Below are 23,057 nucleotides of genomic sequence, written 5' to 3'. Positions count from 1 at the left end.
AATGAGCTAGCCGCAGCGGGGTCCGCGCTAAGGTGACACTCGAGTGAAGCTGAACGCACGGAACCTGACCGGTCTCGACATCCCCGTCCCGACCTATGACCGCAGCCAAATCGGCATCGGCATAGCGCATTTCGGTGTCGGCGGCTTCCACCGCGCCCACCAGGCTATGTACATCGACCGGCTGCTCAACGCCGGGCTCGCGCGGGACTGGGGCATCTGCGGTGTCGGCGTGCTGCCGGGCGACCAACAGATGCGCGACGCGCTGCGTGACCAGGACCACCTGTACACGCTGACCCTCGAACACCCCGACGGCACGCGGGAACCGCGGGTCATCGGTTCCATCGTCGACTTCCGTTATGCGCCTGAGGATCCCGACGCGGTCATCGAACTGCTCGCCGCCCCGGCGACCCGGATCATCTCGCTCACCATCACCGAGGGCGGCTACCAGCCGCCCCTGAGCGCGGTGTTCGGGTTGGTGACCGAGGCGTGCGACCGGCGCCGGGCCCGCGGCCTGCCCTCCCCCACCGTCGTGTCCTGCGACAACATCGTCGGCAACGGGGACACGGCGCGGCGTGCATTCACGTCCTACGCACAGCGCACCAATCCCGAACTCGCACAGTGGATGAACGAGAAGACACGCTTTCCCAACTCGATGGTCGACCGGATCACGCCCGTGACCACGCCGGACGTGGCCGAGCGGCTGGAGGCCGAATACGGCGTGCGCGACGCCCGGCCCGTGGTGGCCGAGCCGTTCGCCATGTGGGCGATCGAGGACGACTTCGCCGACGGGCGCCCGCCCCTGGACCAGGCCGGTGTGCAGCTGGTCGACGACGTCGCGCCGTACGAGGCCATGAAATTGCGGTTGCTCAATGCCGGCCATCAGGGCCTGTGCTACTTCGGATACCTGGCCGGATACCGCCTGGTGCACGAGGCCGCCCAGGATCCGGTGATCGCCGAATTCCTGGCCCGCTACCTGGATTCGGAGGCCATGCCGACGCTGACACGAATCCCGGGGCTGACCGAGTTCCGCAACCAACTACTCCCCCGGTTCGCCAACGCCTACGTGCGCGACACGGTCGCCCGGCTGTGCGCCGACTCCTCGGACCGCATCCCGAAATGGCTGCTGCCGGTCGTGCACGACAATCTGCGCACCGGGGGTCCGGTGCGGCTGTCCGCGGCGATCGTCGCGAGCTGGGCCCGCTACGCCGAGGGCGTCGACGAACAGGGCCAACCGATCGAGGTGATCGACCGGCTGGCCGACACGTTGGTGCCGCTCGCCCGCTCGCAACGCGACGACCCGGACGCGTTTCTGGCCAACCGCCCGGTGTTCGGCGACCTCATCGACGCCCCGCGCTTCCGCGACGCCTACCGGTGGGCACTGGACTGCCTGCACCGCCGCGGCGCGCGCGCCACGCTGCGGGCCCTGGTCGGGGACGACGCGTCATGACGCTGGTCGCCGGGATCGACTCCTCGACGCAATCCTGCAAGGTGCTGGTGTGCGACGCCGAGACCGGCGCGCTGGTCCGCGAGGGCCAGGCCGGCCACCCGAACGGGACCGAAATCGACCCGCGCACTTGGGAATCCGCCGCTCGAGAGGCCATTGCGAACGCGGGCGGGCTGGACGGCGTCGACGCTGTGGCCGTCGGCGCGCAGCAGCACGGCATGGTGTGCCTGGACGAAACCGGCGCGGTGGTGCGGCCCGCGCTGCTGTGGAACGACGTGCGCTCGGCCGACGCCGCGCACGCCCTCGTGCGCGAGCTGGGCGGGGCGCGCGCGTGGGCCCAAGCCGTCGGCGTCGTGCCGCTGGCCGCGATCACCGTGGCGAAGTTGCGCTGGCTCGCCCACCACGAGCCGCGCCACGCGGACCGCACCGCGGCGGTCTGCCTGCCCCACGACTGGCTAACGTGGCGGTTGCGCGGTGACGCCGACATCGCGGGGCTGACCACCGATCGCAGCGACGCCAGCGGCACCGGCTACTACGACGCCGCCACCGGCGACTACCGCCTCGATCTGCTGGAACTCGCGCTGCGCGGCCGCCGTCCGCGGCTGCCCACCGTGCTGGGCCCATCCGACGGGACACGCAGTGGCACAACACTATTCGGTGCGGGTCTGGGCGACAACGCCGCCGCGGCGCTGGGCCTCGGCGCCGAAGAGGGCGACGTGATCGTCTCGATCGGCACGTCGGGGGTGGTGGCCGCGGTCACCGCGGATCCGGTCCGCGACGACGCGGGGTATGTCGCCGGATTCGCCGACGGCACCGGGCGCTACCTTCCGCTGGTGTGCACGCTCAACGGCGCGCGGGTGCTCGACGCCGCGGCCGCGATGCTGCGGGTCGACCACGACGAGCTGTCGACGCTCGCGCTGTCGGCGCCCCCGGGCAGCGAAGGTGTGGTCATGGTTCCCTACCTGGAGGGTGAGCGAACACCCAACCGGCCCAACGCAACCGGGGCATTGCACGGCCTGCGGGTCTCCAACGCGAACCCGGCCAACCTGGCCAGGGCCGCGGTGGAGGGACTGCTGTGCTCGCTCGTCGACGGCGTCGCGCATCTGGCCGCGCGCGGCGTCGTCGCGCGCCGCATCCTGCTGGTCGGCGGCGGCGCGCAATCCAGGGCGCTGCGCGAGATAGCGCCGGCGGTGTTCGGCATGCCGGTGCTGGCGCCCGCCCCGGCGCAGTACGTCGCGGCGGGCGCGGCGCGGCAGGCGGCCTGGGCGCTGAGCGGCTCGCCCCGGCCGCCTGCGTGGGAGCCGCCGCCGACGCACGAATACACCGCCGAACCCTCGCCCGAGGTGCCCGTCCGCTACGCGCGGGTGCGCGATCTCACCGAGGGGGCCGCGCGTCGGGAAGCGGACGAAACACCGGAAGGATCCGGTATTTCGCGGTGAAGCGGGCCTGGTCGTATTTGTCCCCGACCTCGCCGTCGCGGGCAACCGTCGTGGGGCCGTCGACGGCGCTGAAGCTGAATTCGGGCACCTGCAGCTCGTGGTAGAGCGGGCTGCGTTCCAGCCGGCCCAGCGCCAGCGCGGTCAGGATCCGGGTCCTGGCCCACGGCCGGCCCGCCTCCAGGATGCGGACGTCGATCAGGCCGTCGTCCATGCGGGTCCGCCGCGCCGGCGCGAAACCGGTGGGCAGGTACAGCGAATTGCCCAGGAAGAACAGCGAAGTCAGCAGGGTCTTGTTGTCGTAACAGATGCGCACCGGCTCTTCCTTGCGCAGCGTGCGCAGCATCGCGTAAAGACCGGCCAGCGGCTTGCCGATGCGCTTCTCGAGCTTTTCGCGCCGCCGCACGAACGCCGGGTAGGCGCCGATGCTGGCGGTGTTGAGCACCATCTGAGAGTCGTTGAGGCACACCAGGTCCACGCACGCCACGCTGCCGCGCCGAATCGCGTCGACGGTCTTGGCCACGGTGTCGCAGCCGATGTCCTTGGCGAAGTGGTTGAACGTGCCGGCGGGGAAGACCGCCAGCGGGAGCCCGGCGTCGATGGCCACCCCGGCCGCGGCCGCCACCGTGCCGTCGCCACCGCCCACCGCGAGCACCTCGGCACCGGCGGCCGCGCCGCGCAAGACCTCGACGGGGTCGTCGTCGGGACCCAGCTCGCGGATGTCCACCTTAGGCAGCTCGGCGCGCACCTCGTCGAGCACGCGGGCCCCGGTGCCGCTGCCCGACTCCGGGTTGATGACCAGGACCACGCCGGCGCCGTCGGGCCGCGGCGGCGTCTCGACGCGCAGCGGTTCCGTTCGCGGAAGGGCGGTTTCGACGATCGGCGGCACGAGGCGGCCACCCAGCACGGCCAGGCCGGACCCGATCCCGAACCCGGCGATGACGTCGCCCGGGTAATGCGCGCCGGTCGCCACCCTCGACAGGCCCACCAGCCCGGCCAGCAGCGCCAGCCCGAAGCCCAGCGGCGGGTTCTCCAGGCCGACCCCGACGGCGAACGCGGCCGCGCTGGCCGAATGCCCCGACGGCAGGGAATTCGACGTCGGGCGGCGGCGGACCTGCCGGACGAGGGGCACCAAGTCGTAGCCGGGACGCGGGCGCCGCCGGATGCGCTTGGCGAACTGGTTGGTGACCAGGCTGGTGGCGGCCAACGTGACCAGCCCGCGGGTCGCGCCGCGCTGCGCGCTTTGCCTGCCGGTGGCCAGCAGGGCCGCGCCGATGGCCAGCCACAGCTTCGAATGGTCGGCCGCGCGCGTCAGCCGCGGCATGACCGTGTCCAGCAGCGGGGTGTCCGTCTCGGCGATCGCGTCGAACAGCTCGCGATCCAGCGTGCCGAGTCCTCGGGTGATCTGTTTGACGCCGCGCGCGCGTCGCCAGGGCCGCCTGTTCATTCGCTCCACCCTAACCATGGGTGACAATCGATCGGAAAGACATGGACGCACAGGGCTATTGCACGAGATGGCGGGAGAACGCCGAGCGCCGCGGCGTGCCCCCGCACGCGCTCGCCGAGATCAGCCGGCGCCACGACATCACGCGCGCCAGCTTCGTGGTCCTCGCGAGGATGCAAGAGATCAAGGACCCGGCCGGCCAATCCTTCTTCCTGCTGCCGCCCAGCGCCGGCGGGGGCGACGCCCGCGCGGCGGCGCTGATGACCTACATCCTGAACGCCGGCAGCGACTACGGCGCGGCGGGCAAGCGGCCCACCGACTTCCCGGCCACCCCCCACTGCGCCGCCGAGGTGACCCGAATCCGCTTGCGGCAGCAGACAAACGGCTGGAGCTACACCCGCGACGTCCCGTTCGTGCACCGCAACGAGGGGCGCCTGGTCACCACCCCCAACGGCATGCTGATGGGGTTGGGCGGCAACTGGATCCAGCGGCTGTTCAGCCAGCGGGGCGGCACCACGTGGGGCGACATCTTCATGGTGAACCTGGGCCGGCTCGACGACCCCGCCGAGCAGCTGCGCCGGGTCGTCGCCTCCGGGCACACCTGGTGCCTTGACGGGCACGGCGCGCCGCGCTGCACCCGGCTGGACCTGGACCGGGTGCTACACCACGAAGAGCGGCACGCGCAGCAATGGGCGGCCCGCGGCTATCTGGGCATGCTCACCGGCTACGGTCGGGAGTTGTTCCGCGAGTTGGCCTTTGGGGCGACCAACAGGCTCGAAGCCGACGCCGGCCTGGCCGACGGCGGCTACAGGGCGTGAATCCCGTGGTAGAGCACCATCGCGCCGATCACCACCAAGACGGCCGCGAGCAGGGCGGCATTGTTGCGGTCCATCCAGTCCTTGAGGCGCGCCAGCGTGTCGTCGAGGCGGCTGCCGGCGGCCACGTAGGCCAGGATCGGGATCGCGACGCTCGAGGCCGCGATGGCGACGAAGAACGCGGCGGCCGCCCAGTCGCCGGCGGCGCCGAGCCCGCTGGTGCCGATCCCCAATCCGGCCGGGACGCAGATGAGCGCCACGTCCGGGCGCACGAGGGCCAGCACCGCGCCGGTGATCCCGGCGCGCGCCGGGGTGATGTTGGCGAACGAGCGCATCCACGCCGGCGACTCGGATTGGTCGTTTCGGCGGAGCCACCGGTAAACGCCGAACGCGATCAGCGCCGCGCCCAGCACCACGCGCAGCCACGACGACCACCGCGGCGGCGCCTTGTCCAAGCCGCCGAGCAGCCCGGAGGCCGCGACGGCCAGCGCCGTCAGCGCGGCCAGGCTGAGCAGCCAACCGCCCAGGAACGCCAGGCTGCTCGGCCGCGGCCGCGGCGCCTGCAGCACCAGCACCGCCGGGATGACCGTGAGCGGCGACAGCGAGATGACCAGTCCGAGCGGAACGAGCCCGGTCAGCACCGTGCCCCAGCTTCCTGCCATGGGCGGCATCCTCCCATTGCCGTGCCGAAGTGACGCCGAAACGCGCCGGAGTCGGCCGAACGCGGGTCAGGCCAGCGCGCGAATCCCGTTGTAGAGCACGATCAACCCGATCAGGAACAGGATCACGGCCAGCATCGCGTCGTGGTTGGCCTCCATCCAGGCCTTGAGACGTTCCAGCGTTCCCTCGAAGCGGTCACCCGAGCCGGCATAGGCCAGGATCGGGATGGCCACCGTCGACGCGGCGACGACGACGAAGATCGCGGCCGCGACCAACTCGCCGCCGGCGCTCAGGCTGCTGTTGCCGACGGCCAAACCCGCCGCCGCGCACAGGATGAGCACCTCGGGCCGCAGCGGCACCAGGACCGCCCCCACCACACCGGCGCGCGCCGGGGAGAGCGTGGAAAACGACCGCATCCACCGGGGCATGCTGCGGTGGCGGTGCCGGGTGAACCAGTGGAACGCCGCCAGCGCGAGGAGCGCCACCCCGAATACCAGGCGCACCCAGGACGCCCATTTCGGCGGGGTCGCATGGAAGCCGCTGAGCGCCTCCGAGCCGGCGACGAACGCCGCCGTGAAGGCGACCAGCCCCACCAGCCAGCCGCCGAGGAAGGCGAGACTGGCCGGGCGCGGCCGGGGCGCGTGCAGCACGAGCACCGCGGGGATGACCGTGATCGGTGACAGCGCAATGACGGCCGCCAGCGCGACGAGCTTGCTCAGGACCGAGGCCCAACTTGCGTCCACGGGCAGCAATCATCGCATTGCGCGGTGCGGTCAGGCTTTGCGGCGCAGCGTCCAGGCCGGCACCCAGTGCGTCACGGTCTTGCGCCGGGATCCGTAGGCGACGGGATAGGTCACCAGACCCCACCAGTCGCCCTGCTCGCACAGGGCCCAGCAGCTCAGCCGGCCCTCGACGACCTTGTGCAGCTGCAGCCCGTTGGGCTGATAGCGCCCCGAGCGGTGCGGCTCACGCGGGAACAGCACCGTCAGGTCGACCAGGACGGCGATGGGCGGGCGGACCGCGCGAAACGGGTCACGGACCGGTTGGCCGTTGTACCCGATGGATGCGAGCCGTCCCATTGATCGATCATACGTTCGAATCAGGGGCCCGGTCGGCCGATCCTCCCGGGCCGTTCTGGCACCATAGCGATGTGTTCAGCCCCGGCGTGCTCGGCAGCCGCCGGCCTGCCGTGGCGGCCGCGCTGGACCCGGTGCTCGTCGCGGCGCTGGCCGTCGCGGTGAGCATGGCCGGGGCCGCCCGGCCCTCCTTCTGGTACGACGAGGCCGCGACCATCTCGGCCTCCTACAGCCGTTCGCTGGCCCAGATGTGGCACATGCTGGGCAATGTCGATGCCGTCCACGGCCTGTACTACCTGCTCATGCACGGGTGGTTTCAGGTCTTTCCGGCCACCGAGTTCTGGTCACGCGCGCCGAGTGGCCTGGCGGCGGGGGGCGCGGCCGCCGGCGTGGTGGTGCTGGGCAAGCAGTTCTCGTCGCGGACAGTCGCGATCGCCTCCGGCGCGTTCTGCGCGATCCTGCCCCGCACCACGTGGGCGGGCATCGAGGCGCGGCCCTATGCCCTGTCGATGATGGCCGCGGTGTGGCTGACTGTCCTGCTCGTCCACGCCGCGCGCCGCGACACCCGGCGGTTGTGGCTGGGTTACGGTGTCGCGCTGGCCCTCTCGATCGTGCTCGACGCGTATATCGCGCTGCTGCTGGGGGCGTACGTCGTATTCGTCGTCGTCTTCCACCGCGGCCGAACCGTGTTGGCGCGCTTCGCCATTGCCTCGGCCGTGGCGGTGGGTGCGGTGTTGCCGTTCCTGTTGACGGTCGCCGGCCAGGCACACCAGATCAGCTGGGTCGCCCCGATCGGTCACCGCACCATCGAAGACGTGGTGATGCAACAGTATTTCGAGCGAAGCCCCCCGTTCGCCATCCTGGCGGCGCTGCTGATGTGTGCGGCGATTGTGTTGTGGCTCAGCGGGTCCGCGCGGCTGGCGCCATCGGAGCGGCAGCTGTTGGTGCTCGCGGCGGGATGGCTGGCCATTCCCACCGCCGCGATCCTGACCTATTCGGTGCTGGTGCACTCGATCTACACGCCACGCTACCTGTCGTTCACCGCACCCGCGATGGCGCTGATCCTGGGGGTCTGCGGCGGCGCGGTGGCCGCCAGGCCCTGGGTCACCGCGGCGCTGGTCGGCCTGTTCGCCGTGGCGGCGGCGCCGAATTATGTTCGGGCGCAGCGCAACCCGTACGCCAAATACGGCATGGACTACAGCCAGGTGGCCGACCTGATCACCGCGCGGGCCGCGCCGGGCGATTGCCTGCTGGTGAACGACACGGTGACGTTCATGCCGGCCCCCATGCGCCCGTTGCTGGCGGCTCGCCCGGATGCCTATCGCAAGCTGGTCGACCTGACGCTGTGGCAGCGCGCGACCGACCGCAACGACGTCTTCGACACCAACCTCATCCCTGAGGTCGTCGCCAAGCCGTTGAGCCACTGCGGCGTGGTCTGGATCATCACCCAGGCCGACCCGTCACAGCCGGCGCACGAGCGGGGCGCCGCGCTGCCGCCGGGCCCCCGCTACGGGCCGACCCCGGCGTTCGCGGTGCCGCACGACCTGGGCTTCCGGCTGGTCGAGCGGTGGCAGTTCAACCTGGTTCAGGTGCTCAAAGCCACGAAATGACGGCTACCAGATGCGCAGGTAGTCCACCAGCATGGACGCCGGGAAGACACCCGCGGCGGGGTCACCGGCGCCCACCCCGCCGACGGCGAGCGTGAACATCGGGGTCATCCAGTAGCCGGGGTTGTTGAACGGCCACCGGAAGTCGTCGGGCGCGCCGCCGGCGACGTGGATGGGCTTGTTGGGCACCTTGTAGTACTGCGCCCCGTCCCGGAAGAACTCGAATCCCTCTTCGCCCCAGTGCATTCGCCACGTGTGCCAGTTGCCGTCGACCAGACCGGGAATCGACCTGCCCTCCCAGGTCTTCCCGTTGGACGCCGCGTGGACCGTGGTGCCGGGGGCCCAGTCGCCGTTGCCGTACCACTCGAAGATGTCGACCTCGCCGTCGGGCAGCGGGTCCTCGTTGACACCCCAGAACGACGGCCACAGGCCGGGGAACAAGCAGTCCAGCTTGATCCGCGCCTCCCAGGTCTGGTTGATCATGCTGCGGAAGTTGCCGCGCAGCTTGCCGCTGTAGTAGGTGTTGCTCATCAGATCGTGGGTTGCGCACAGGACGAGGTTGGAATTGCCGTCCTGGAACACGTTTTGGCGATCGTCGCGGTAGATCCCCTCCACGGGCGGGAACACGTCGTCCTGCCAGGTCTGAATCGTCCACTTGCCGGGATCGGGAGGCGAGCCGGCCGGCCCGTCGAACTCGTCGGCGAAGATGTAGGGCCCGCCGCCGGCGGCCGGCGGCGCCTGCGGCGCCGGCGGGGTGGCCCAGGCACCCGGCAAGCGCATCGCAGCCCCCAGCATGCCGAGCCCCGAGATCAACATCATGCTGCGACGATCCATCTACAAACCACCCATCGTTGAAAGCCGGCACGTCAAGCCCGGCGCGCTCTCCCCAGGCAACTCTCGCAAACGGTGTTATAACACCACGCGGTGGGGGTGCGGCGCATCCCGCGGCCTCAGCGCGCGCCGGGTTCGCTGATTTTGACCAGCGTCTTGCCGACGTTGACGCCGGTGAACAGGCCGTTGAGGGCGTCGACACACGACTCGATGCCCTCAAAGATGGTCTGCCGGTGGTGAAGTCGGCCCTGCGCCTCCCAGCCGCGCAGCGCGGCGAACGCCTCGTCGAAGCGGCCCCACTGGTCCAGCGCGTTGAAGCCCTGCATCAGCGCGGTCTTGGACAACAGGTTCACGTAGTTCGCCGGCCCCGGGTGGTCGCCGGTCAGGTAGCTGGAGATGACGCCGCACAGCACCACCCGCGCGCGGGGGGCCAGCCGGCCCAGCACGGCGTTGAGGATGGGCCCGCCGACGTTGTCGAAGTAGACGTCCACCCGTTGCGGGCAATGCTTTTTGAGCGCCGCGACGATGTCGTCGTTCTTGTAGTCGATGCACGCGTCGAACCCGAAGTCCTCCACCACCGCCCGGCATTTCTGCGGGCCGCCCGCGATGCCCACCACCCGGGCGCCGGCGATCTTGGCGATTTGCCCGGCCACCGATCCGGTGGCCCCCGCGGCCGCCGACACCACCACCGTCTCCCCGGGCTGCGGTCGGCCGATGTCGGTCATCCCGAAATAGGCGGTGGCGCCGGTCGGCCCGTACACCGACATGATCGCCAGCTGGTCGTCCTCGCCCGGGATCGGCGTGCTGAACAGGTCGTCGCGGATGATCACGTATTCCTGAAACCCGGTCAGCGTCGTGACGACGTCGCCGACGGCGAACGCGTCACACCGCGACGCGACCACCTCGCCGATGCCGGCCGCGCGGATGACCTCACCCAGCTGCACCGGCGGAAGGTAGCTGGGCTGGTCGTCGAGCCAGGTGCGGGCGGCCGCGTCGATGCCGACGTAGGTGGTGCGCAGCAGCGCCTCCCCCTCGGCGGGTTCGGGCGCGGGCGCGGTGACCATCTCCGTGTCGTCGGGCCGGACGAGCCCCGACGGGCGACGACGCAACAACACCTGGCGGTTCGGCAAATCGGGCACGATCCCCAAAACTACCGAACGGCCCGAAAACGCAGAAGCGAATGGCATATTCAATGCATGGCAGCAAACGATGACCCGGAAGAGCGGATCCGGGAACTCGAGCGCCCGCTCGCCGAGTCGGCGTGGGCCTCAGAGCAGGGCAGCTCCGCGTCCGCCGGCCAGGCCCATCCGCCGCCGACCCCGGGCGCCCCGCCACCGCCGCCGGCGTGGACCTACGGCGGCCCGGTCACCGGACCGCCGCCGCCGAGCCCCTCGGGCAACCGCGTGTGGTGGATCCTCGGCACCGTCATCGTGATCGGTGTGATCGCACTCGCGGGAGGCATCGCCGCCTTTGCCGCACACCAGATTTCCGGCGTGAAGTCATTCATCACCTCGCCGCCGAGCGTCTCGACGAGTCCCGCCCCGTCGGCCTCGCGGCGAGCAGCACCGTCGACCTCACCCGCCCCGCCGCGCGGCGCCCGGCTCAGCGTCGCGGGCATCAACGAGAGCCGGACCATCGCCTGTAACGACAACATCGTCAGCGTCAGCGGCGTGTCCAACACGGTGACGATCACCGGGCATTGCGCCAGCCTCTCGGTCTCCGGGGTGCAAAACGCGGTCACCATTGAGGCCGCCGACGCCATCACCGCGTCGGGCTTCAACAACAAGGTGACCTACCACTCGGGCACGCCGAAGATCAGCAACTCCGGCGACTCGAACGTCGTCACCCAGGGCTGAGCCGAAAACGACTGCTACGCAGTCTCTTCGGAGTCGTCGTCGAGGACGCTGACCGCGATGCCATAGGGCAGGAACCGCACCTTGCGTTTCGGGTCGAGGTTGTCCTTGTTCGCGCGCAGGGCGTCGAGCTCGGTCGCGTAGACCTGTTCGACGCGCGCGCCGCCGCCGTCGTCCACGGTGTAGATGGCCCACACGCCCTCGCCGGCCTCGCCGGCGGTCTCGGGCGCGGGGCGGGGTCGCCGCGACATGTCCTCGAAGATCGTTGACCAGCCCGACCTGCCACCGGGAGCGGCGACGAACCTGCTGACGCGCTCGAACACGTCGCGCAGCCCTTCGCTGCCTTCGCGGATCATGCGATCGAATTCGTCCGGGTCGAATCCGAACCCACCGTGCTCGCCCATCCGACCTCCTCGCCAGCGCGTGCCGTCATTGCCAGTGTGCGCTCAACTCCGCGCGTGTGCCACGTGCTAGGGGGCCGGGGGCGGCGCCGGCGGGGTGATCGGGATCGGCACGGTGACGAACGGGAAGTGCAGGTACATGGTCACCGGCGCGGGCCTGGGCGGCGGCGGCGCGGCCGGTGGTGGCGGCGGCGGTGCGACCGGCGGGGGCGCGGGGGCAGGCGAGGCCGGCGGGGGTGCCGCCTGCTCGACCGGTTGGGGCACGTACTGCGGCGTTTGGCGGGTCGGGGCGCGACGGACGGGCTCCGGGGGCGCCGACGTGGCCGTGGTCTGCGGCGCGGGTTGCTGCGCGATCGGGGCGGGCGCGGGCGCGGGGGCTGCCACCTCGGCGGTGGGCGCGGGCGCCGGCGGGGACGTGCTCGGGGCGGGCGGCTGCGCTTGCGGCGGGGTGCTGGGCGGCGCGGCCGGCAGCTGGATGCCGGGGGTGGCAACGCTGACGCCGGCGTTGTGCCCCTCACCCGCCGGCTGATCCGCCGTCAGCGTCACCAGCACGACCCCGGCGATCACGGCGGCGATGCCGCCCAGGGCGCTGCCGGCCAGCAGCATGGCGCGGCTCCGGCGCGGGGGCCGCTGGTCTTCGTCTTCCTCGGCGTCGTCGGCCAGGGCGCTGTAGGCGCGGAAACCGGTGCCCGTGCCGGCGTCGCCCCACAGGTCGAGGTGGCTCGGACCGACGGCCAAAGGGCCGAATTCCCCGGTGCCCGGGTCCAGGGCGTAGGCCAGGGCCGCGGTCGACGACGCGAACAGCGGCGCGTTCGCCGAGGCCAGCGCGGCCCCGCGGGCCAGCGCCATGTCCGGCTCCTCGGGTCCGGTCACCCGCAGCGAGGTGGCCGCCTCGATCGCGGGTTTCAGCGCAACGATGTCGGCGCCGCAGCCCACGATGAACACGCCGTCCGCCGCGGACCCGCCCGCGTCGAGACCGGCGACCATCGTCGCCAGCTCGGCGGGCGCCGCGGTGCCGGTGATCCGGCGCCGGTGCAGGTCGACGATGGAACCGTCGCCGACCTCGACCACGGCCAGCGTCGCGCTGGCGGTCTCCACGAACAGCATCGCGATGCGCTCGTAGGCCAGCGCGTCGCCGACCGTCTGCGCCAGCGCGGCCGCAGCCAGCAACGGCGCGACCATCATCACGTCGCCGAGATCGCTGGCGTTGATGGCCGCCCGCAGCGCCGCGACGTCGGCGGGGTTCGTCCAGGTGACCCCGGTGGAGCTCAACCGGTGGCCGCCCTCGACCACTCCTTCGCGGGTGCCGCCGATCGCGTCGATCACCCGATCGACCGCACTGCCGGCGGCGCCCACCTCGAACTCTTCTTGTTCGACGGTCACACCGTCGGCGTCTTGGCCTTCGATCGCTACCAGGCGGACCGTCCCGGGAGCTATCGACACCCCAAGCACGATGTCCACGTAACGCCTCCAAGGTCTTTCGAACGCCCCCGAGCGAGGGCATGACGGGGAAACCCCATCCGAACTTGGTGACACAAACGTTACCCGCGCGCGCATGGCCGCGCAGATGGACCGCCTAAGCAGGACCGACGCTAATAACCCGGGCCCCAGTAGGGATTCTGCGAACTCCCCGGATACTGCGGATACTCATTCCCCGGATACGGCTGGTACTGCGGATACTCGTTCGACGGGTACTGCGGCGAGTACTGGGGGTACTGGGGGGTCGCCGGGGCCTGCTTCTGCGGAACCTGGATCGGTATCGGCACCGGCAGCAGCGGGACGTGGATCCACTCCGTCGTCATGGGCACCGTGGTCGTGGTGCTGGTTGTGACGGGCTCCTCACTCGTGGGCGGAGGCGGCGACGTCGTCGTGGCCGTCGGTGACGGCGGGGCCGTGGTGGTGACCGTCGGCTGCGGCGGCGCGGTCGTCGTCGGTGGCGCCGTGTGCCGCGGGGTGTAGACCGGCGCCGGCGGCGCCGTGGTCACCACGACCGGAGGCGGTGGCGGCGACGGCGGCGGTTCGGGCGGCGGCGGTTCGGGCGGCGGCGGCGCAGGACTTGGGACGGGTTGCGCGCTCGGCGGCGGGGGTGGGGGCACGGCGGTGGGCGGCGGCGGTGCGGCCGGAGCCGGCGCCGCGGGCTTGACGGATGGCGCGGGCGGCGGCGCGACCGACGGCGCCGGCGGGGCCTGACGGTTCTCGATCCCGGTCAGCGTGTAGGCCACGCCGCCGACCGCGGTCATGGCGACCACCGCGGACATCCCGATGATCAGCTGGGAGATCCGGAGGCGCCGCCAGGGTCGCCGTTCCCGGGGTGGGTCGATGACGTTGAGCCGCATCGACCAGCCGGCCGGACCGTCTTCGTCGTAGGTTTCGCCGCCGAATCGCATCCGCAGGTCGCCGGGGTCGTCGGTCTGCGACCACGCCAGTTCGCGATCCGTGAGCGCCTCGTCGTCGATCACCAGCACGTCGCCGGCGCCCAAGTCCACGACGTCGCCGGCGGCGTCGGCCGTCGCGAGCAGCCCGATCGACGTGCGGGTTCGCAGATCCAGCTCGCCCCCGCGGGAGGCCAGGATCAGCGCCCCGCAGGCCGCCGCGAAGGCCGGCTGCGACGGCGTCAGGATCGGCGTGCGCCCGTGCATCGAAAGTCGTTCGGTCACAAGCGGAATGCGTGCCCCGCCACCGACCGTGACCACCGCCGCGAGGTCCGACCAGCTCTTGCGGTAGCGCACCAGCATGTCGTCGAAGGCATAGATGAAGCCGGTCAGCCGATCCTGGATCAGCTCTTCGAGGTCGTCCTGCGTCACCGTCAGGCTGCAACTGCGCCCGCCCAGCTCGGCGACGATGTCGGTGGCCATGTCGACCGAAAGGCGTTCCTTGGCCGCGCGGCACTGTTCCCTGAGTTCGCCGAGCTGCCCGACACCGGCGGTGCTGCCGGGGTCCAGGCCGCTGCCGTGGCCCAGCTCCTCGAAGGCGCGCAGCTGCAATTCCTGGTCGATCTCGTCGCCGGACAACGCGGTGTAGCGCATGGTGGCGCTGACGAGTTCGAAGTCACCGGCGATGTTCACCAGGGTGGCCGACGTGCCGCTGCCGCCGAAGTCGAGCAGCCCGACGATGCCCTCGTCGGGCAGGCCGAGCTCGGATTTCACCGCGGTCAGCGACGCGATCGCGTCCGAGACCAGGCGGGGCGCCATTCCGCTTCGGACGAACCCCACGTGCGTCCGCAGGGCGTCGCGCAGCGCCTGCACCGTGCTCGGTTTCCAGTGCGCGGGAACGGCGATGGAGATCTCCGAAGCCGCCGCATCGGCGCCGGCGGCGAGCACCATCGCGTCCAGGGCCTCCACCGTCAGCAGCTCCGGATCATGCGCGGAACCGTCGGGCGACACCAGCGCGACCGAGTCCCCGATGCGCTCGACGAAGTTTCTCATCGGCACGCCGGGTTCGGCTAGCGGCGGATTCTCTTCGGGCACACCAATTTTCGGTGCACAGTGCGGATAAAGGGTGAGCACGCAGCGGCGGTTAACCGGTGGGCTTCCATTACGCGCAGCGACCAGGTTCGTGGTCCCGATCGACAACCCAAGTGGGTCGTACATAGAGCGAAAACCTTCGTCTATAGGGGTCGGTGGCCAGCGTTAACCATAGCCTCGGACACGCCCAAAGCCGATGCTTCGCAATGTCATTGGTATCCGCTCGATGCGCTTGCGTCACCGAAGCGGTACCGAAAACCCCTTGACAAGTAGCTTTTCGTTACAACACCGTCAGCGGCAGCGAACGCCTGGGCTCGAACTGGAAGGTCGATCCGCCGCTGACCCGGACCACCGAAACCTCTGGCAGTTCCTCGGTGGGCGAGTCGGTTTCAACCAGTTCCGCGGTCCAGTCGGTGGCGGTTCCGCTAACTCGAACCTCGATGCGCGGATCGACCGCGGTGGCGATCGCCTGCAGCGGCTGCACGGATTCCGGGGAGCACAACGAGATCCAGGCACGGTCGTCGTGCGCCGGCGACGGGCGGACGTGCAGCCGGTTCGACTCCGTCTCGGCGACAACGTAGCCCGCGGGGTTCAGCAGCGGGTGCAGCTCGAGCACCCGCAGGACGCCTTCGGCCCCGCCCGTAAGCTTCAGCGCGCGGTGAATGCGTTCGGCGGCCACGCCCGCGATGCCGATCAGGCCGCGGGTGCACACGCCGAGGGATTCGTCGTCGCCGGCGGCACGCGCGGCCACCGCGATCGCGAACGACAGGTACAGCAGGTGCATCTGCAGGCACACCTCGTCGGCCATCCGGACCAGCGCCGAATGCGAGAAGGCGGCGAAGTCGAAGTCGGACAGCAACGGGCCCGAGTAGTCCGCCTGCCCCTCGTCCGAGCGATCGATGGGGTCGAGTTCCCATGTCGCGGCGCGGGTTTGGCTGACGACCTCCAGGGCCGGGATGGCCTGCGCCTCGGGGTAGGACTCGTCGATGATGACGGTCCATGCGCAGTGCGGATGGCGGTCCGCCGGCGTTCGCGGCGGGCGGTGGATGGGGCGCACCTGCGCGCGCGGGTTGGTCGCGATCGCGGTGGCGTCGAAGGTCGGGTCCTCGATGGTGTGGCACATCCCGAAGACGTACTGTTCGCCCATCGGCTCCACGTCGAGCAGGGCGCCGCAGTGGTCCAGCTGGAATTCGCCGTGCCAACGGTCGTGGACGGTGTAGCGGAAATCCATGAATTGCGGTGGCGCACCGATATCGAGCTGCAGGCCCTTGAAAATCGTGGGCACGTCGTCGCCCTCGTAGTTCAGCGCTTTCTGCATGCGCCGGGTGTAGATCGGGCTGGCGCCCGCCCATTCCTCGATGGCGATCTGCACCATCTCGTCGCGGCCGAACGAGGAGATGCACCAGGCCATCCCGGACCGGTCGATCAGCTGTCCGATCAGCAGCAGTTCGGGAACCAGGACGACGAGTTCGTCACGGGACAGTTGCGCGTATCGCGAGGGGCTGCTCACGCCCCAAAAATAGACTCGGCTATGTTATAAAGTCAACAATGTCCATCGTTGCCGGCCAGCCGCCCGGTCGCCCCGTCGGGCCCACTCGGCGTACCACCGCGCCCCGCAAGCGCGGCGATGACACCCGGGCGAAGATCATCGATGAGACGGTCCGCTGCATCGTGGAGGAGGGGTTTTCCGCCGCCACCGCCAAGCACGTGGCCGAACGCGCCGGCGTGACCTGGGGGGTCATCCAGTACCACTTCGGGGACCGCAACGGCCTGCTGATGGCCGTCGTGGACGACGGCGTGGCCCGCCTGGTGGACAGCCTGTCGTCGGCCGACGTCAGCGAGCTGCCGCTGCGGGACCGCATCGAGGTCGTCGTCGACACCGCGTGGGGCTGCTACAGCAGCCCGACGTCGATGGCCGCCTTCGAAATCCTGCGCGAGACCCGCGGCGGCCCGGACCCGTCGTCGCGGCGTCACCTGCTCGACATGAACGCCGCGATCGGCCAGCTGGGGCGGTTGATCACCACCGAACCCGCGCATGCCGGTGTGGCCGAGGTCATTTGGGCCACGCTGCGCGGTGTGGTGCTGGCGCAGATGGTCACGGGCACGGCCATCGATTGGAGCCTGGAACGGCGTGCCCTGATCGACATGGTCACCTCCTACCTCGCCCACCACGACACGTGACCCGCCGGCTCTTCGATGCGAACGCGGACGGCGCACCAGCGTGTGCTGCAATGACCTGATGACCCTCGACGATCTCGCCGATATCGAAGCGATCAAGCAAGTCAAATACCGGTATCTGCGCGCGCTGGACACCAAGCATTGGGATGACTTCGCCGACACCCTGGCCGAGGACATCAAGGCCGATTACGGGCCGTCGATCGGCAACGAGCTGCACTTCACCAACCGCGCCGAGTTGGTGGAGTACATGCGAACGTCGCTGCCCGCGAACGTCATCACCGAGCACCGGGTGACCCATCCGGACATCACCGTCACCGGCGACACCGCAACGGGCAGTTGGTATCTGCAGGACCGGGTCATGGTGTCCGACCTGAACTTCATGTTGATCGGGGCGGCCTTCTACCGCGACACCTACCGCCGCACCGAGGCCGGGTGGAAGATCAGCGGCACCGGTTACGACCGAACCTATGACGCCACAATGTCTTTGGAGGGCATGAACTTCACGCTCAAACCCGGTCGCGCCATCGCCACCGACTGAGGCGCTACTTCGTGATGGCGATGACGGCGCCGGGCCGCAGCCACTTCATGATCGACACCAGCTGAGCATCGTCGACGGCCACGCACCCCTCGGTGGGCTTGCCGTCGGTGGTGTGGAAGAAGAACGCGGCGCCCCCGCCCGGGGTCTTGTTCTTGTTGACGCCCATCACGACCGCGTGCTTGTACTGCGGGATCTGCAGGTTCTCGCTCTCGGCCGTGTTGAACGGGCACTGGGCCTTCTGGCACACCTGCATCGAGTTGAAGGTGGCGCTGTGGTCGTCGCCGCTCCACCAGTAGTTTCCCCCGGTGATCTGGGTGTAGGGCAGCCCGGTGCCGGGATTCGGCGCGGTGCCGAAGGCGGAGTCCAGGGTGTAGACGCCCATCGGAGTGGCCGGGACGCCGCTCTTGGCCTGCGGCGCCATCCCCGCCGAACCGACGTGGGTGGGAATGCCGGAACGCAGCGACTGCCAGCCGGTGCCGGTGCGCTGGAAGACCTCCATGGTCGCGTTCGAACCGCCGGTGCTCACCACCGAAACCACCTGTGTCGCATTGCCGACCGCGTTCGCGAACCAGGGAGCGCCGGCAGCCGCGCCGATCGGCGCGAGCACCACCGAGGCGAAAATCACGCACGCCGCAGCGCACAGTGACGTGAGCAGTCGGTGCATGCACTCCATCGTCAGACCCGCGCATCCTCGCGGTCAAGTAAAGCTTTAGCCCCGGTTAGGTCACCGCGCCGTGACCAAATGCCCACCGCCGCAGGGCTTTAGCTCGGGCGGCCGGGGGCGGGGGGACGAAAAACCCAGAGGCACACCAGGAAATACAGGTATCCCAGCGACCAGCCGGCCAGTACGTCGGACGGGTAATGCACGTTCAGCGCCACCCGGGACAGGCCGACCGCCGGCAGCGCCACCGCTACCGCGGCGACCGCGATGCGCCGCGCGGCCACGTTCATCATCGGCAGCGCAAACGACAGCATCGCGAGCAGCCCGGCGGTCGCCTCGAGCGCATGACCGGAGGGAAACGAGGTGGCGGCCGCCGGGACCAGCATGGTCGGCGGCCGCGGGCGGTCGGCCAGCGCCTTGGCCGCCGCCGTCGCGAACTCGTTGCACGGCGCGCACGCCAGCACCAGCACCAGCGCGGCCCGCAGTTGGCGCATCATCAGGGCGAGCACCGTCACGGAGATCCCCAGCACGGCCAGCGCGCCCGGTCCCAGCACGAACGACACCGATTCGGCGAACCGCAGCCACGACGGGTGCTTGATCGCCAGCGCCCGCGCCCCGTCCAGCAGGGACCAGTCCACGCGGTACAGCCACGCCCAGCGCTGGCGGTAGCCCACCCACATGAGCGCGTACACCGCCGCGGCCAGCGCGGCAATCCCGGCGGCCAACGGCGTCCTCGGGCGGGTCATCACCCACCGATACCAGCACGGCCGCAGCGGCGGCCGTGCGCCCGCCCCACGGAGTCGCGCCGCGCGGTCATACTGGCGGTATGGCCGTCTTTGTCCGCAGGTTGTTCGGCATCGGCAAGCTGCCCGACGAGCTGCACGCCCAGGTCGAATCGGAAGGCCTTATCCACCTTGCCGATTACGTCGCGGTGACCCGGCGTTTCAGCGGCACCATCCCCGGGGTGCGGTTGCCGCACGGCGTCGCCAGCTACACGGGGTCGCTGGCGTTCACCTCGGAGCGGGTGCTGGCAACGCTGTCGATGCTGCCCCGGCTGGCCGGCCCGACGGTCAGCGTGCGCTGGGACGCGCCGCAGACCGGCGCCGCGAACGTGGAGATCTCGTCGACGGGCCTGCAGGTCGACGTCGATGTCTCCGCGGTCGACGAAAAGTTCAGCGGCGAGTTGTCGCTGCACTACAAGGTCGCCATCCCGGCCGAGGTGCTCGACACCCTGCCGCGGCGGTCGCTGGCGTTCGACATGCCGCCGGAATACGTGTTCCGCGCGGTCGGGGTTACCTATAGTCCCTGATCGTGATCCGCGGCCACGGCGGCTGCCGCAGCACCGCCAGGCTGCCGATCACCCCGGCCAGCAGGCCGGTGACCACCCCGATCAGGGCGATGCGATTCGCGTCCACGGCCGGCGTCCAGGTGGCCCGGCCGTTGCGGACGGCGAAGACCCCCAGCGGTTTGGCGACCACGATGACGGTGGTGCCGTCGGGGGTCTGGTAGGGCTCGCCATAGCCGCGGCCGGCGGCGGGATCGGCGGCCAGCTGCTCGAGGACATCGGAAGGCTTCACGGGACACTCCCTTCGGGACACGTCCACGCTAATGCGGATTTCCTACGATGGCTGACGTGACCGATCAGGCATTCAGCCCGCAGGAGCGGCGCGCCGTCTATCGCGTCATCTCCGAACGCCGTGACATGCGCCGGTTCGTTCCCGGCGCCGTGGTGGACGAGGAGCTGCTGGCGCGCCTGCTGCAGGCCGCGCACGCGGCGCCCAGCGTCGGGCTGATGCAGCCGTGGCGCTTCATCCGGATCACCGACGCTGCGCTGCGGCGCCGTATCCACGCGCTCGTCGACGAGGAACGCCCGCGCACGGCCGCCGCGCTGGGCGAGCGGGGCGACGAATTCCTGGCGCTCAAGGTGGAGGGCATCCTCGATTGCGCCGAACTGTTGGTGGTGGCACTGGGCGACGACCGCGACAAGCACGTGTTCGGGCGGCGCACCCTGCCGCAGATGGACCTGGCGTCGGTGTCGTGCGCCATCCAGAACCTGTGGCTGGCAGCGCGATCCGAAGGACTCGGCATGGGCTGGGTGTCGCTCTTCGATCCGCAACGGCTGGCCTCGCTGCTCGACATGCCGGACGGGGCGGAGCCGGTGGCCATCCTGTGCCTGGGGCCGGTGCCCGAATTCCCCGATCGCCCGGCCCTCGAACTGGACGGCTGGGCCGTGGCGCGGCCGCTGTCGGAGTTCGTCTGCGAGAACCGGTGGGGGCGCCTGCCGTCCGCCTGACGAGCCGACGCGGCGGGGATCGCCGCAGCACGTTGCGGTATCGTCGCCGGTCGCGGGGCAAGGTGAGAGGTGACGCAATTGACGCCGGGCAAGGACAACGTGCTGATCGTGCACTGGCACGACCTGGGCCGCTACCTCGGCGTCTACGGGCACCCGGACGTGTCGAGCCCGCGAATGGACCGCCTTGCGGCCGAGGGCATCCTGTTCACCCGGGCGCACGCCACCGCGCCGCTGTGCTCGCCGTCGCGCGGGTCGCTGTTCACCGGACGCTATCCGCAATCCAACGGCCTCATCGGCCTGGCGCACCACGGCTGGGAATACCGCAGCGGAATCCGCACACTCCCCCAAATCCTGTCCGAATCAGGTTGGTATTCGGCGCTTTTCGGCATGCAGCACGAGACGTCCTACCCTAAGCGGCTGGGTTTCGACGAGTTCGACGTATCGAACTCCTACTGCGACTACGTCGCCGACAAGGCCGACGAATGGTTGCGGCAAAGCGCCGATGGCCTGGTGGGACAACCCTTTTTGTTGACCGCCGGGTTTTTCGAGACGCACCGCCCCTACCCCGAGGACCGATACACCCCGGCGGAGGGCGCCGACGTCAGGCTGCCCGACTACCTGCCCGACACCCCCGAGGTGCGTGGTGACCTCGCCGCCTTCTACGGGGCCATCAGCGCGGCAGACGCCGCCGTCGGGCGGTTGCTGGACACGCTGGCGGACACGGGATTAGACGCCACCACCTGGGTGGTGTTCTTCACCGACCACGGCCCGGCGTTCCCCCGCGCGAAATCCACGCTGTACGACGCGGGAACCGGCATCGGCATGATCATCCGGCCACCCACCGACCGGGGTGTGACGCCCCGCGTCTACGACGAGCTGTTCAGCGCTGTCGACCTGGTGCCAACGCTGTTGGGGCTGTTGGGAATCGACGCCCCCGCCGACGTCGACGGCGTGTCGCACGCGGGCGTCCTGCTGGAGCCGGACCCGCCCGCCACGCCGGTGCGCGACGAGGTGTACACGATGAAGACCTATCACGACTCGTTCGATCCGATTCGCGCGATCCGCACCAAGGACTACAGCTACATCGAGAACTACGCGTCGCGGCCGCTGCTGGATCTGCCCTGGGACATCGAGGAAAGCCCGTCGGGGGTGGCCGTGGCCCCGCTCGTCACGGCGCCGCGGCCCGAGCGGGAGCTCTACGATCTGCGCGCCGATCCCACCGAAACCATCAACCTGCTGGCCGATGACGGCGCGGACGTCGAGGACGTCGCGGCCGATCTCGCTGTCCTGCTGCATGATTGGCGCCAGCGCACGGGCGACGTCATCCCCTCGGAATTCGCCGGCACCCGCATCGCCGCGCGGTACACCGAGACGTACCTGCAGATCCATCATGGCGCCAAGCCGACCCCGAGGTCGGCCATCGCCGCCGACCGGGGCATCGAAGAAGGCAAGCCCGCGCAGCGATAGTCGCGGCTGGTCCGATGGTGGCGACCCGCTACGCGCGGCCCGCGCCGCCCACCACGGCGACGACGAAGACCCGCCGGAACGGGAAGATCGTCGAACCGTCGGAGCGCGCCGGATAGGCGTCGGACAGCAGCGGAATCAACTCCTCGCGGAACTGCTGCCAGGTGTCGTCGTCGAGCCGTTCGCGCACCGGGACCAGCGCCGTGCCGGTGATCCACTCCAGCACCGGATGCTCGCCGGTCAGCTGATGCAGATACGTGGTCTCCCAGACGTCGACCCGGCATCCCGCGTCCAGCAGCAGGTTGGCATAGTGCGCGGGCGGCTGCACCACCGCGCCGACGCGAAACGGTATGTCGCGCAACAACTTCGCGTACGGCTCACGGCGGGCCAGCGCCCGCACCGCCGCGTAGGACGGGGATTCGAAGTTGCCCGGCATCTGCACCCCGATCCACGATCCGGGCGCCAGCTCGCCCGCCCACCGCAGCAACAGGTCGGCATGCTCGGGCACCCAGTGCAGGGCCGCGTTGCTGACCACCACGTCGGTGTCGGGCTGGGGCTTCCAGTCGCGCAGGTCGCCGGTGACGGCGTCGATGCCGCGCTCCTTGGCGGCGGCCACCATCTCCGGGGAGCTGTCCATCGCCTCGATCACCGCGTCCGGCCAGCGCCGGCCCAGGTATGTCGTCAGGTGTCCGGGCCCGCAACCGAGATCGACGACGCGGCGCGCCCGCTCGGCGCCCACCCGCGACAGCAGATCGTAGAAGGGCCGGCCGCGGTGATCGGCAAAGGCCAGGTAGACGTCCGGGTCCCACATGTCGGTCCTCCTGATCAACGCGCCGTCGCTAGCCGGCTGATAGCAAACCGTATTACCCCTATGGTGCACCGGCATCACCGC

The 23,057-nt window shown here is 70.3% G+C and carries 24 protein-coding genes; 10 read left to right on the top strand and 14 right to left on the bottom strand.

Going from position 1 to position 23,057, the window contains the following annotated elements:
* Positions 1-43 precede the first annotated feature (43 nt).
* Both QGN30_RS04545 and QGN30_RS04540 read left to right on the top strand, forming a co-directional pair.
* The gene (locus QGN30_RS04545) at positions 44-1,447 is read left to right on the top strand and encodes a mannitol dehydrogenase family protein (RefSeq protein WP_248923261.1); all 1,404 of its coding nucleotides are present in this window, start codon (positions 44-46) and stop codon (positions 1,445-1,447) included.
* Positions 1,444-2,883, top strand: a complete 1,440-nt coding sequence (locus tag QGN30_RS04540) for an FGGY family carbohydrate kinase (protein WP_248923262.1) — start codon at positions 1,444-1,446, stop codon at positions 2,881-2,883. Before QGN30_RS04545 ends, QGN30_RS04540 begins: the two co-directional genes overlap by 4 nt.
* Here the strand turns inward: QGN30_RS04540 and QGN30_RS04535 are convergent.
* Positions 2,819-4,327, bottom strand: a complete 1,509-nt coding sequence (locus tag QGN30_RS04535) for a bifunctional phosphatase PAP2/diacylglycerol kinase family protein (RefSeq protein ID WP_042913729.1) — start codon at positions 4,325-4,327, stop codon at positions 2,819-2,821. The two genes, QGN30_RS04540 and QGN30_RS04535, sit on opposite strands and share 65 nt — an antisense overlap.
* Positions 4,328-4,368: 41 nt before the next feature.
* On the opposite strand from QGN30_RS04535, the gene QGN30_RS04530 reads away from it, so the two are divergent.
* Entirely contained in the window at positions 4,369-5,142 is a 774-nt protein-coding gene (locus QGN30_RS04530) for a hypothetical protein (protein ID WP_248923697.1), read from the top strand.
* On the opposite strand, the gene QGN30_RS04525 is transcribed toward QGN30_RS04530, so the two are convergent.
* The 3 genes from QGN30_RS04525 to QGN30_RS04515 form a co-directional block, all read right to left on the bottom strand.
* Positions 5,130-5,801 (bottom strand): GAP family protein, encoded by a 672-nt coding sequence (locus QGN30_RS04525; RefSeq protein WP_248923263.1) that lies wholly within the window; start codon positions 5,799-5,801, stop codon positions 5,130-5,132. The two genes, QGN30_RS04530 and QGN30_RS04525, sit on opposite strands and share 13 nt — an antisense overlap.
* Positions 5,802-5,867: 66 nt before the next feature.
* Positions 5,868-6,542 (bottom strand): GAP family protein, encoded by a 675-nt coding sequence (locus tag QGN30_RS04520; protein WP_009956082.1) that lies wholly within the window; start codon positions 6,540-6,542, stop codon positions 5,868-5,870.
* Between the two features lie 30 nt (positions 6,543-6,572).
* The gene (locus QGN30_RS04515) at positions 6,573-6,878 is read right to left on the bottom strand and encodes a hypothetical protein (RefSeq protein ID WP_008261617.1); all 306 of its coding nucleotides are present in this window, start codon (positions 6,876-6,878) and stop codon (positions 6,573-6,575) included.
* 71 nt (positions 6,879-6,949) lie between these two features.
* On the opposite strand from QGN30_RS04515, the gene QGN30_RS04510 reads away from it, so the two are divergent.
* Entirely contained in the window at positions 6,950-8,485 is a 1,536-nt protein-coding gene (locus QGN30_RS04510; RefSeq protein WP_248923264.1) for a glycosyltransferase family 39 protein, read from the top strand.
* A 3-nt stretch (positions 8,486-8,488) separates the two neighbouring features.
* Here the strand turns inward: QGN30_RS04510 and QGN30_RS04505 are convergent, their stop codons facing one another.
* Both QGN30_RS04505 and QGN30_RS04500 read right to left on the bottom strand, forming a co-directional pair.
* A complete protein-coding gene (locus QGN30_RS04505; RefSeq protein WP_009956078.1) occupies positions 8,489-9,316 on the bottom strand; it encodes a glycoside hydrolase family 16 protein in 828 nt (275 codons plus the stop codon).
* Positions 9,317-9,432: 116 nt separating this feature from the next.
* A complete protein-coding gene (locus QGN30_RS04500) occupies positions 9,433-10,452 on the bottom strand; it encodes an NADP-dependent oxidoreductase (protein ID WP_026071147.1) in 1,020 nt (339 codons plus the stop codon).
* Positions 10,453-10,509: 57 nt separating this feature from the next.
* On the opposite strand from QGN30_RS04500, the gene QGN30_RS04495 reads away from it, so the two are divergent.
* On the top strand, positions 10,510-11,169 hold the full coding sequence (locus tag QGN30_RS04495; protein ID WP_008261624.1) for a DUF3060 domain-containing protein: 660 nt from the start codon (positions 10,510-10,512) through the stop codon (positions 11,167-11,169).
* Positions 11,170-11,183: 14 nt separating this feature from the next.
* Here QGN30_RS04495 and QGN30_RS04490 read toward each other — a convergent pair whose 3' ends face one another.
* From QGN30_RS04490 to QGN30_RS04475, 4 genes are all read right to left on the bottom strand, one after another.
* The gene (locus QGN30_RS04490; protein WP_008261626.1) at positions 11,184-11,570 is read right to left on the bottom strand and encodes a hypothetical protein; all 387 of its coding nucleotides are present in this window, start codon (positions 11,568-11,570) and stop codon (positions 11,184-11,186) included.
* Between the two features lie 66 nt (positions 11,571-11,636).
* Positions 11,637-13,028, bottom strand: a complete 1,392-nt coding sequence (locus QGN30_RS04485) for a DUF7159 family protein (RefSeq protein ID WP_248923265.1) — start codon at positions 13,026-13,028, stop codon at positions 11,637-11,639.
* Between the two features lie 131 nt (positions 13,029-13,159).
* A complete protein-coding gene (locus QGN30_RS04480; protein ID WP_248923266.1) occupies positions 13,160-15,157 on the bottom strand; it encodes an Hsp70 family protein in 1,998 nt (665 codons plus the stop codon).
* A gap of 154 nt (positions 15,158-15,311) precedes the next feature.
* Positions 15,312-16,541 (bottom strand): hypothetical protein, encoded by a 1,230-nt coding sequence (locus tag QGN30_RS04475; RefSeq protein WP_014381352.1) that lies wholly within the window; start codon positions 16,539-16,541, stop codon positions 15,312-15,314.
* 38 nt (positions 16,542-16,579) lie between these two features.
* Here QGN30_RS04475 and QGN30_RS04470 point away from each other — a divergent pair, with 38 nt between their 5' ends.
* Together QGN30_RS04470 and QGN30_RS04465 are read left to right on the top strand one after the other, a co-directional pair.
* Positions 16,580-17,212, top strand: a complete 633-nt coding sequence (locus tag QGN30_RS04470; RefSeq protein ID WP_014381353.1) for a TetR/AcrR family transcriptional regulator — start codon at positions 16,580-16,582, stop codon at positions 17,210-17,212.
* Positions 17,213-17,270: 58 nt separating this feature from the next.
* A complete protein-coding gene (locus QGN30_RS04465; protein WP_014383424.1) occupies positions 17,271-17,747 on the top strand; it encodes a nuclear transport factor 2 family protein in 477 nt (158 codons plus the stop codon).
* A 4-nt stretch (positions 17,748-17,751) separates the two neighbouring features.
* On the opposite strand, the gene QGN30_RS04460 is transcribed toward QGN30_RS04465, so the two are convergent.
* Both QGN30_RS04460 and QGN30_RS04455 read right to left on the bottom strand, forming a co-directional pair.
* Positions 17,752-18,411: a L,D-transpeptidase family protein gene (locus QGN30_RS04460; RefSeq protein WP_009955662.1), complete on the bottom strand. Its 660-nt coding sequence runs from the start codon at positions 18,409-18,411 to the stop codon at positions 17,752-17,754.
* 98 nt (positions 18,412-18,509) lie between these two features.
* Positions 18,510-19,154 carry a phosphatase PAP2 family protein gene (locus QGN30_RS04455; protein ID WP_038537916.1) on the bottom strand — a complete coding sequence of 215 codons (645 nt, stop codon included), beginning with the start codon at positions 19,152-19,154 and terminating at the stop codon, positions 18,510-18,512.
* Positions 19,155-19,234: 80 nt separating this feature from the next.
* Here QGN30_RS04455 and QGN30_RS04450 point away from each other — a divergent pair, with 80 nt between their 5' ends.
* Complete coding sequence (locus QGN30_RS04450; RefSeq protein WP_038537921.1) at positions 19,235-19,717, top strand: hypothetical protein; 483 nt, start codon at positions 19,235-19,237, stop codon at positions 19,715-19,717.
* Here the strand turns inward: QGN30_RS04450 and QGN30_RS04445 are convergent.
* On the bottom strand, positions 19,701-19,985 hold the full coding sequence (locus tag QGN30_RS04445; RefSeq protein WP_038537924.1) for a hypothetical protein: 285 nt from the start codon (positions 19,983-19,985) through the stop codon (positions 19,701-19,703). The two genes, QGN30_RS04450 and QGN30_RS04445, sit on opposite strands and share 17 nt — an antisense overlap.
* 47 nt (positions 19,986-20,032) lie before the next feature.
* Here QGN30_RS04445 and bluB point away from each other — a divergent pair, with 47 nt between their 5' ends.
* A complete protein-coding gene (bluB, locus tag QGN30_RS04440; RefSeq protein WP_009955668.1) occupies positions 20,033-20,701 on the top strand; it encodes a 5,6-dimethylbenzimidazole synthase in 669 nt (222 codons plus the stop codon).
* Positions 20,702-20,770: 69 nt separating this feature from the next.
* The gene (locus QGN30_RS04435; RefSeq protein WP_038537927.1) at positions 20,771-22,168 is read left to right on the top strand and encodes a sulfatase family protein; all 1,398 of its coding nucleotides are present in this window, start codon (positions 20,771-20,773) and stop codon (positions 22,166-22,168) included.
* 28 nt (positions 22,169-22,196) lie between these two features.
* Here QGN30_RS04435 and QGN30_RS04430 read toward each other — a convergent pair whose 3' ends face one another.
* On the bottom strand, positions 22,197-22,976 hold the full coding sequence (locus tag QGN30_RS04430; RefSeq protein ID WP_009955670.1) for a trans-aconitate 2-methyltransferase: 780 nt from the start codon (positions 22,974-22,976) through the stop codon (positions 22,197-22,199).
* Positions 22,977-23,057 lie beyond the last annotated feature (81 nt).

This window comes from Mycobacterium sp. 3-98, from assembly GCF_035918355.1.
GTDB lineage: Bacteria > Actinomycetota > Actinomycetes > Mycobacteriales > Mycobacteriaceae > Mycobacterium > Mycobacterium intracellulare.
The sequence above is the reverse complement of the archived record's forward strand: the minus strand, read 5'-3'. Positions and strand labels throughout refer to the sequence as shown.

Excerpts from the sequence above, each read along its gene's own strand:
- QGN30_RS04540 (WP_248923262.1), top strand. The coding sequence starts at position 1,444 with ATGACGCTGGTCGCCGGGATCGACTCCTCGACGCAATCCTGCAAGGTG.
- QGN30_RS04535 (WP_042913729.1), bottom strand. The coding sequence starts at position 4,327 with ATGAACAGGCGGCCCTGGCGACGCGCGCGCGGCGTCAAACAGATCACC.
- QGN30_RS04530 (WP_248923697.1), top strand. The coding sequence starts at position 4,369 with ATGGACGCACAGGGCTATTGCACGAGATGGCGGGAGAACGCCGAGCGC.
- QGN30_RS04525 (WP_248923263.1), bottom strand. The coding sequence starts at position 5,801 with ATGGCAGGAAGCTGGGGCACGGTGCTGACCGGGCTCGTTCCGCTCGGA.
- QGN30_RS04515 (WP_008261617.1), bottom strand. The coding sequence starts at position 6,878 with ATGGGACGGCTCGCATCCATCGGGTACAACGGCCAACCGGTCCGTGAC.
- QGN30_RS04505 (WP_009956078.1), bottom strand. The coding sequence starts at position 9,316 with ATGGATCGTCGCAGCATGATGTTGATCTCGGGGCTCGGCATGCTGGGG.
- QGN30_RS04495 (WP_008261624.1), top strand. The coding sequence starts at position 10,510 with ATGGCAGCAAACGATGACCCGGAAGAGCGGATCCGGGAACTCGAGCGC.
- QGN30_RS04490 (WP_008261626.1), bottom strand. The coding sequence starts at position 11,570 with ATGGGCGAGCACGGTGGGTTCGGATTCGACCCGGACGAATTCGATCGC.
- QGN30_RS04480 (WP_248923266.1), bottom strand. The coding sequence starts at position 15,157 with ATGTACGACCCACTTGGGTTGTCGATCGGGACCACGAACCTGGTCGCT.
- QGN30_RS04470 (WP_014381353.1), top strand. The coding sequence starts at position 16,580 with ATGTCCATCGTTGCCGGCCAGCCGCCCGGTCGCCCCGTCGGGCCCACT.
- QGN30_RS04465 (WP_014383424.1), top strand. The coding sequence starts at position 17,271 with ATGACCCTCGACGATCTCGCCGATATCGAAGCGATCAAGCAAGTCAAA.
- QGN30_RS04460 (WP_009955662.1), bottom strand. The coding sequence starts at position 18,411 with ATGCACCGACTGCTCACGTCACTGTGCGCTGCGGCGTGCGTGATTTTC.
- QGN30_RS04455 (WP_038537916.1), bottom strand. The coding sequence starts at position 19,154 with ATGACCCGCCCGAGGACGCCGTTGGCCGCCGGGATTGCCGCGCTGGCC.
- QGN30_RS04450 (WP_038537921.1), top strand. The coding sequence starts at position 19,235 with ATGGCCGTCTTTGTCCGCAGGTTGTTCGGCATCGGCAAGCTGCCCGAC.
- bluB (WP_009955668.1), top strand. The coding sequence starts at position 20,033 with ATGGCTGACGTGACCGATCAGGCATTCAGCCCGCAGGAGCGGCGCGCC.
- QGN30_RS04430 (WP_009955670.1), bottom strand. The coding sequence starts at position 22,976 with ATGTGGGACCCGGACGTCTACCTGGCCTTTGCCGATCACCGCGGCCGG.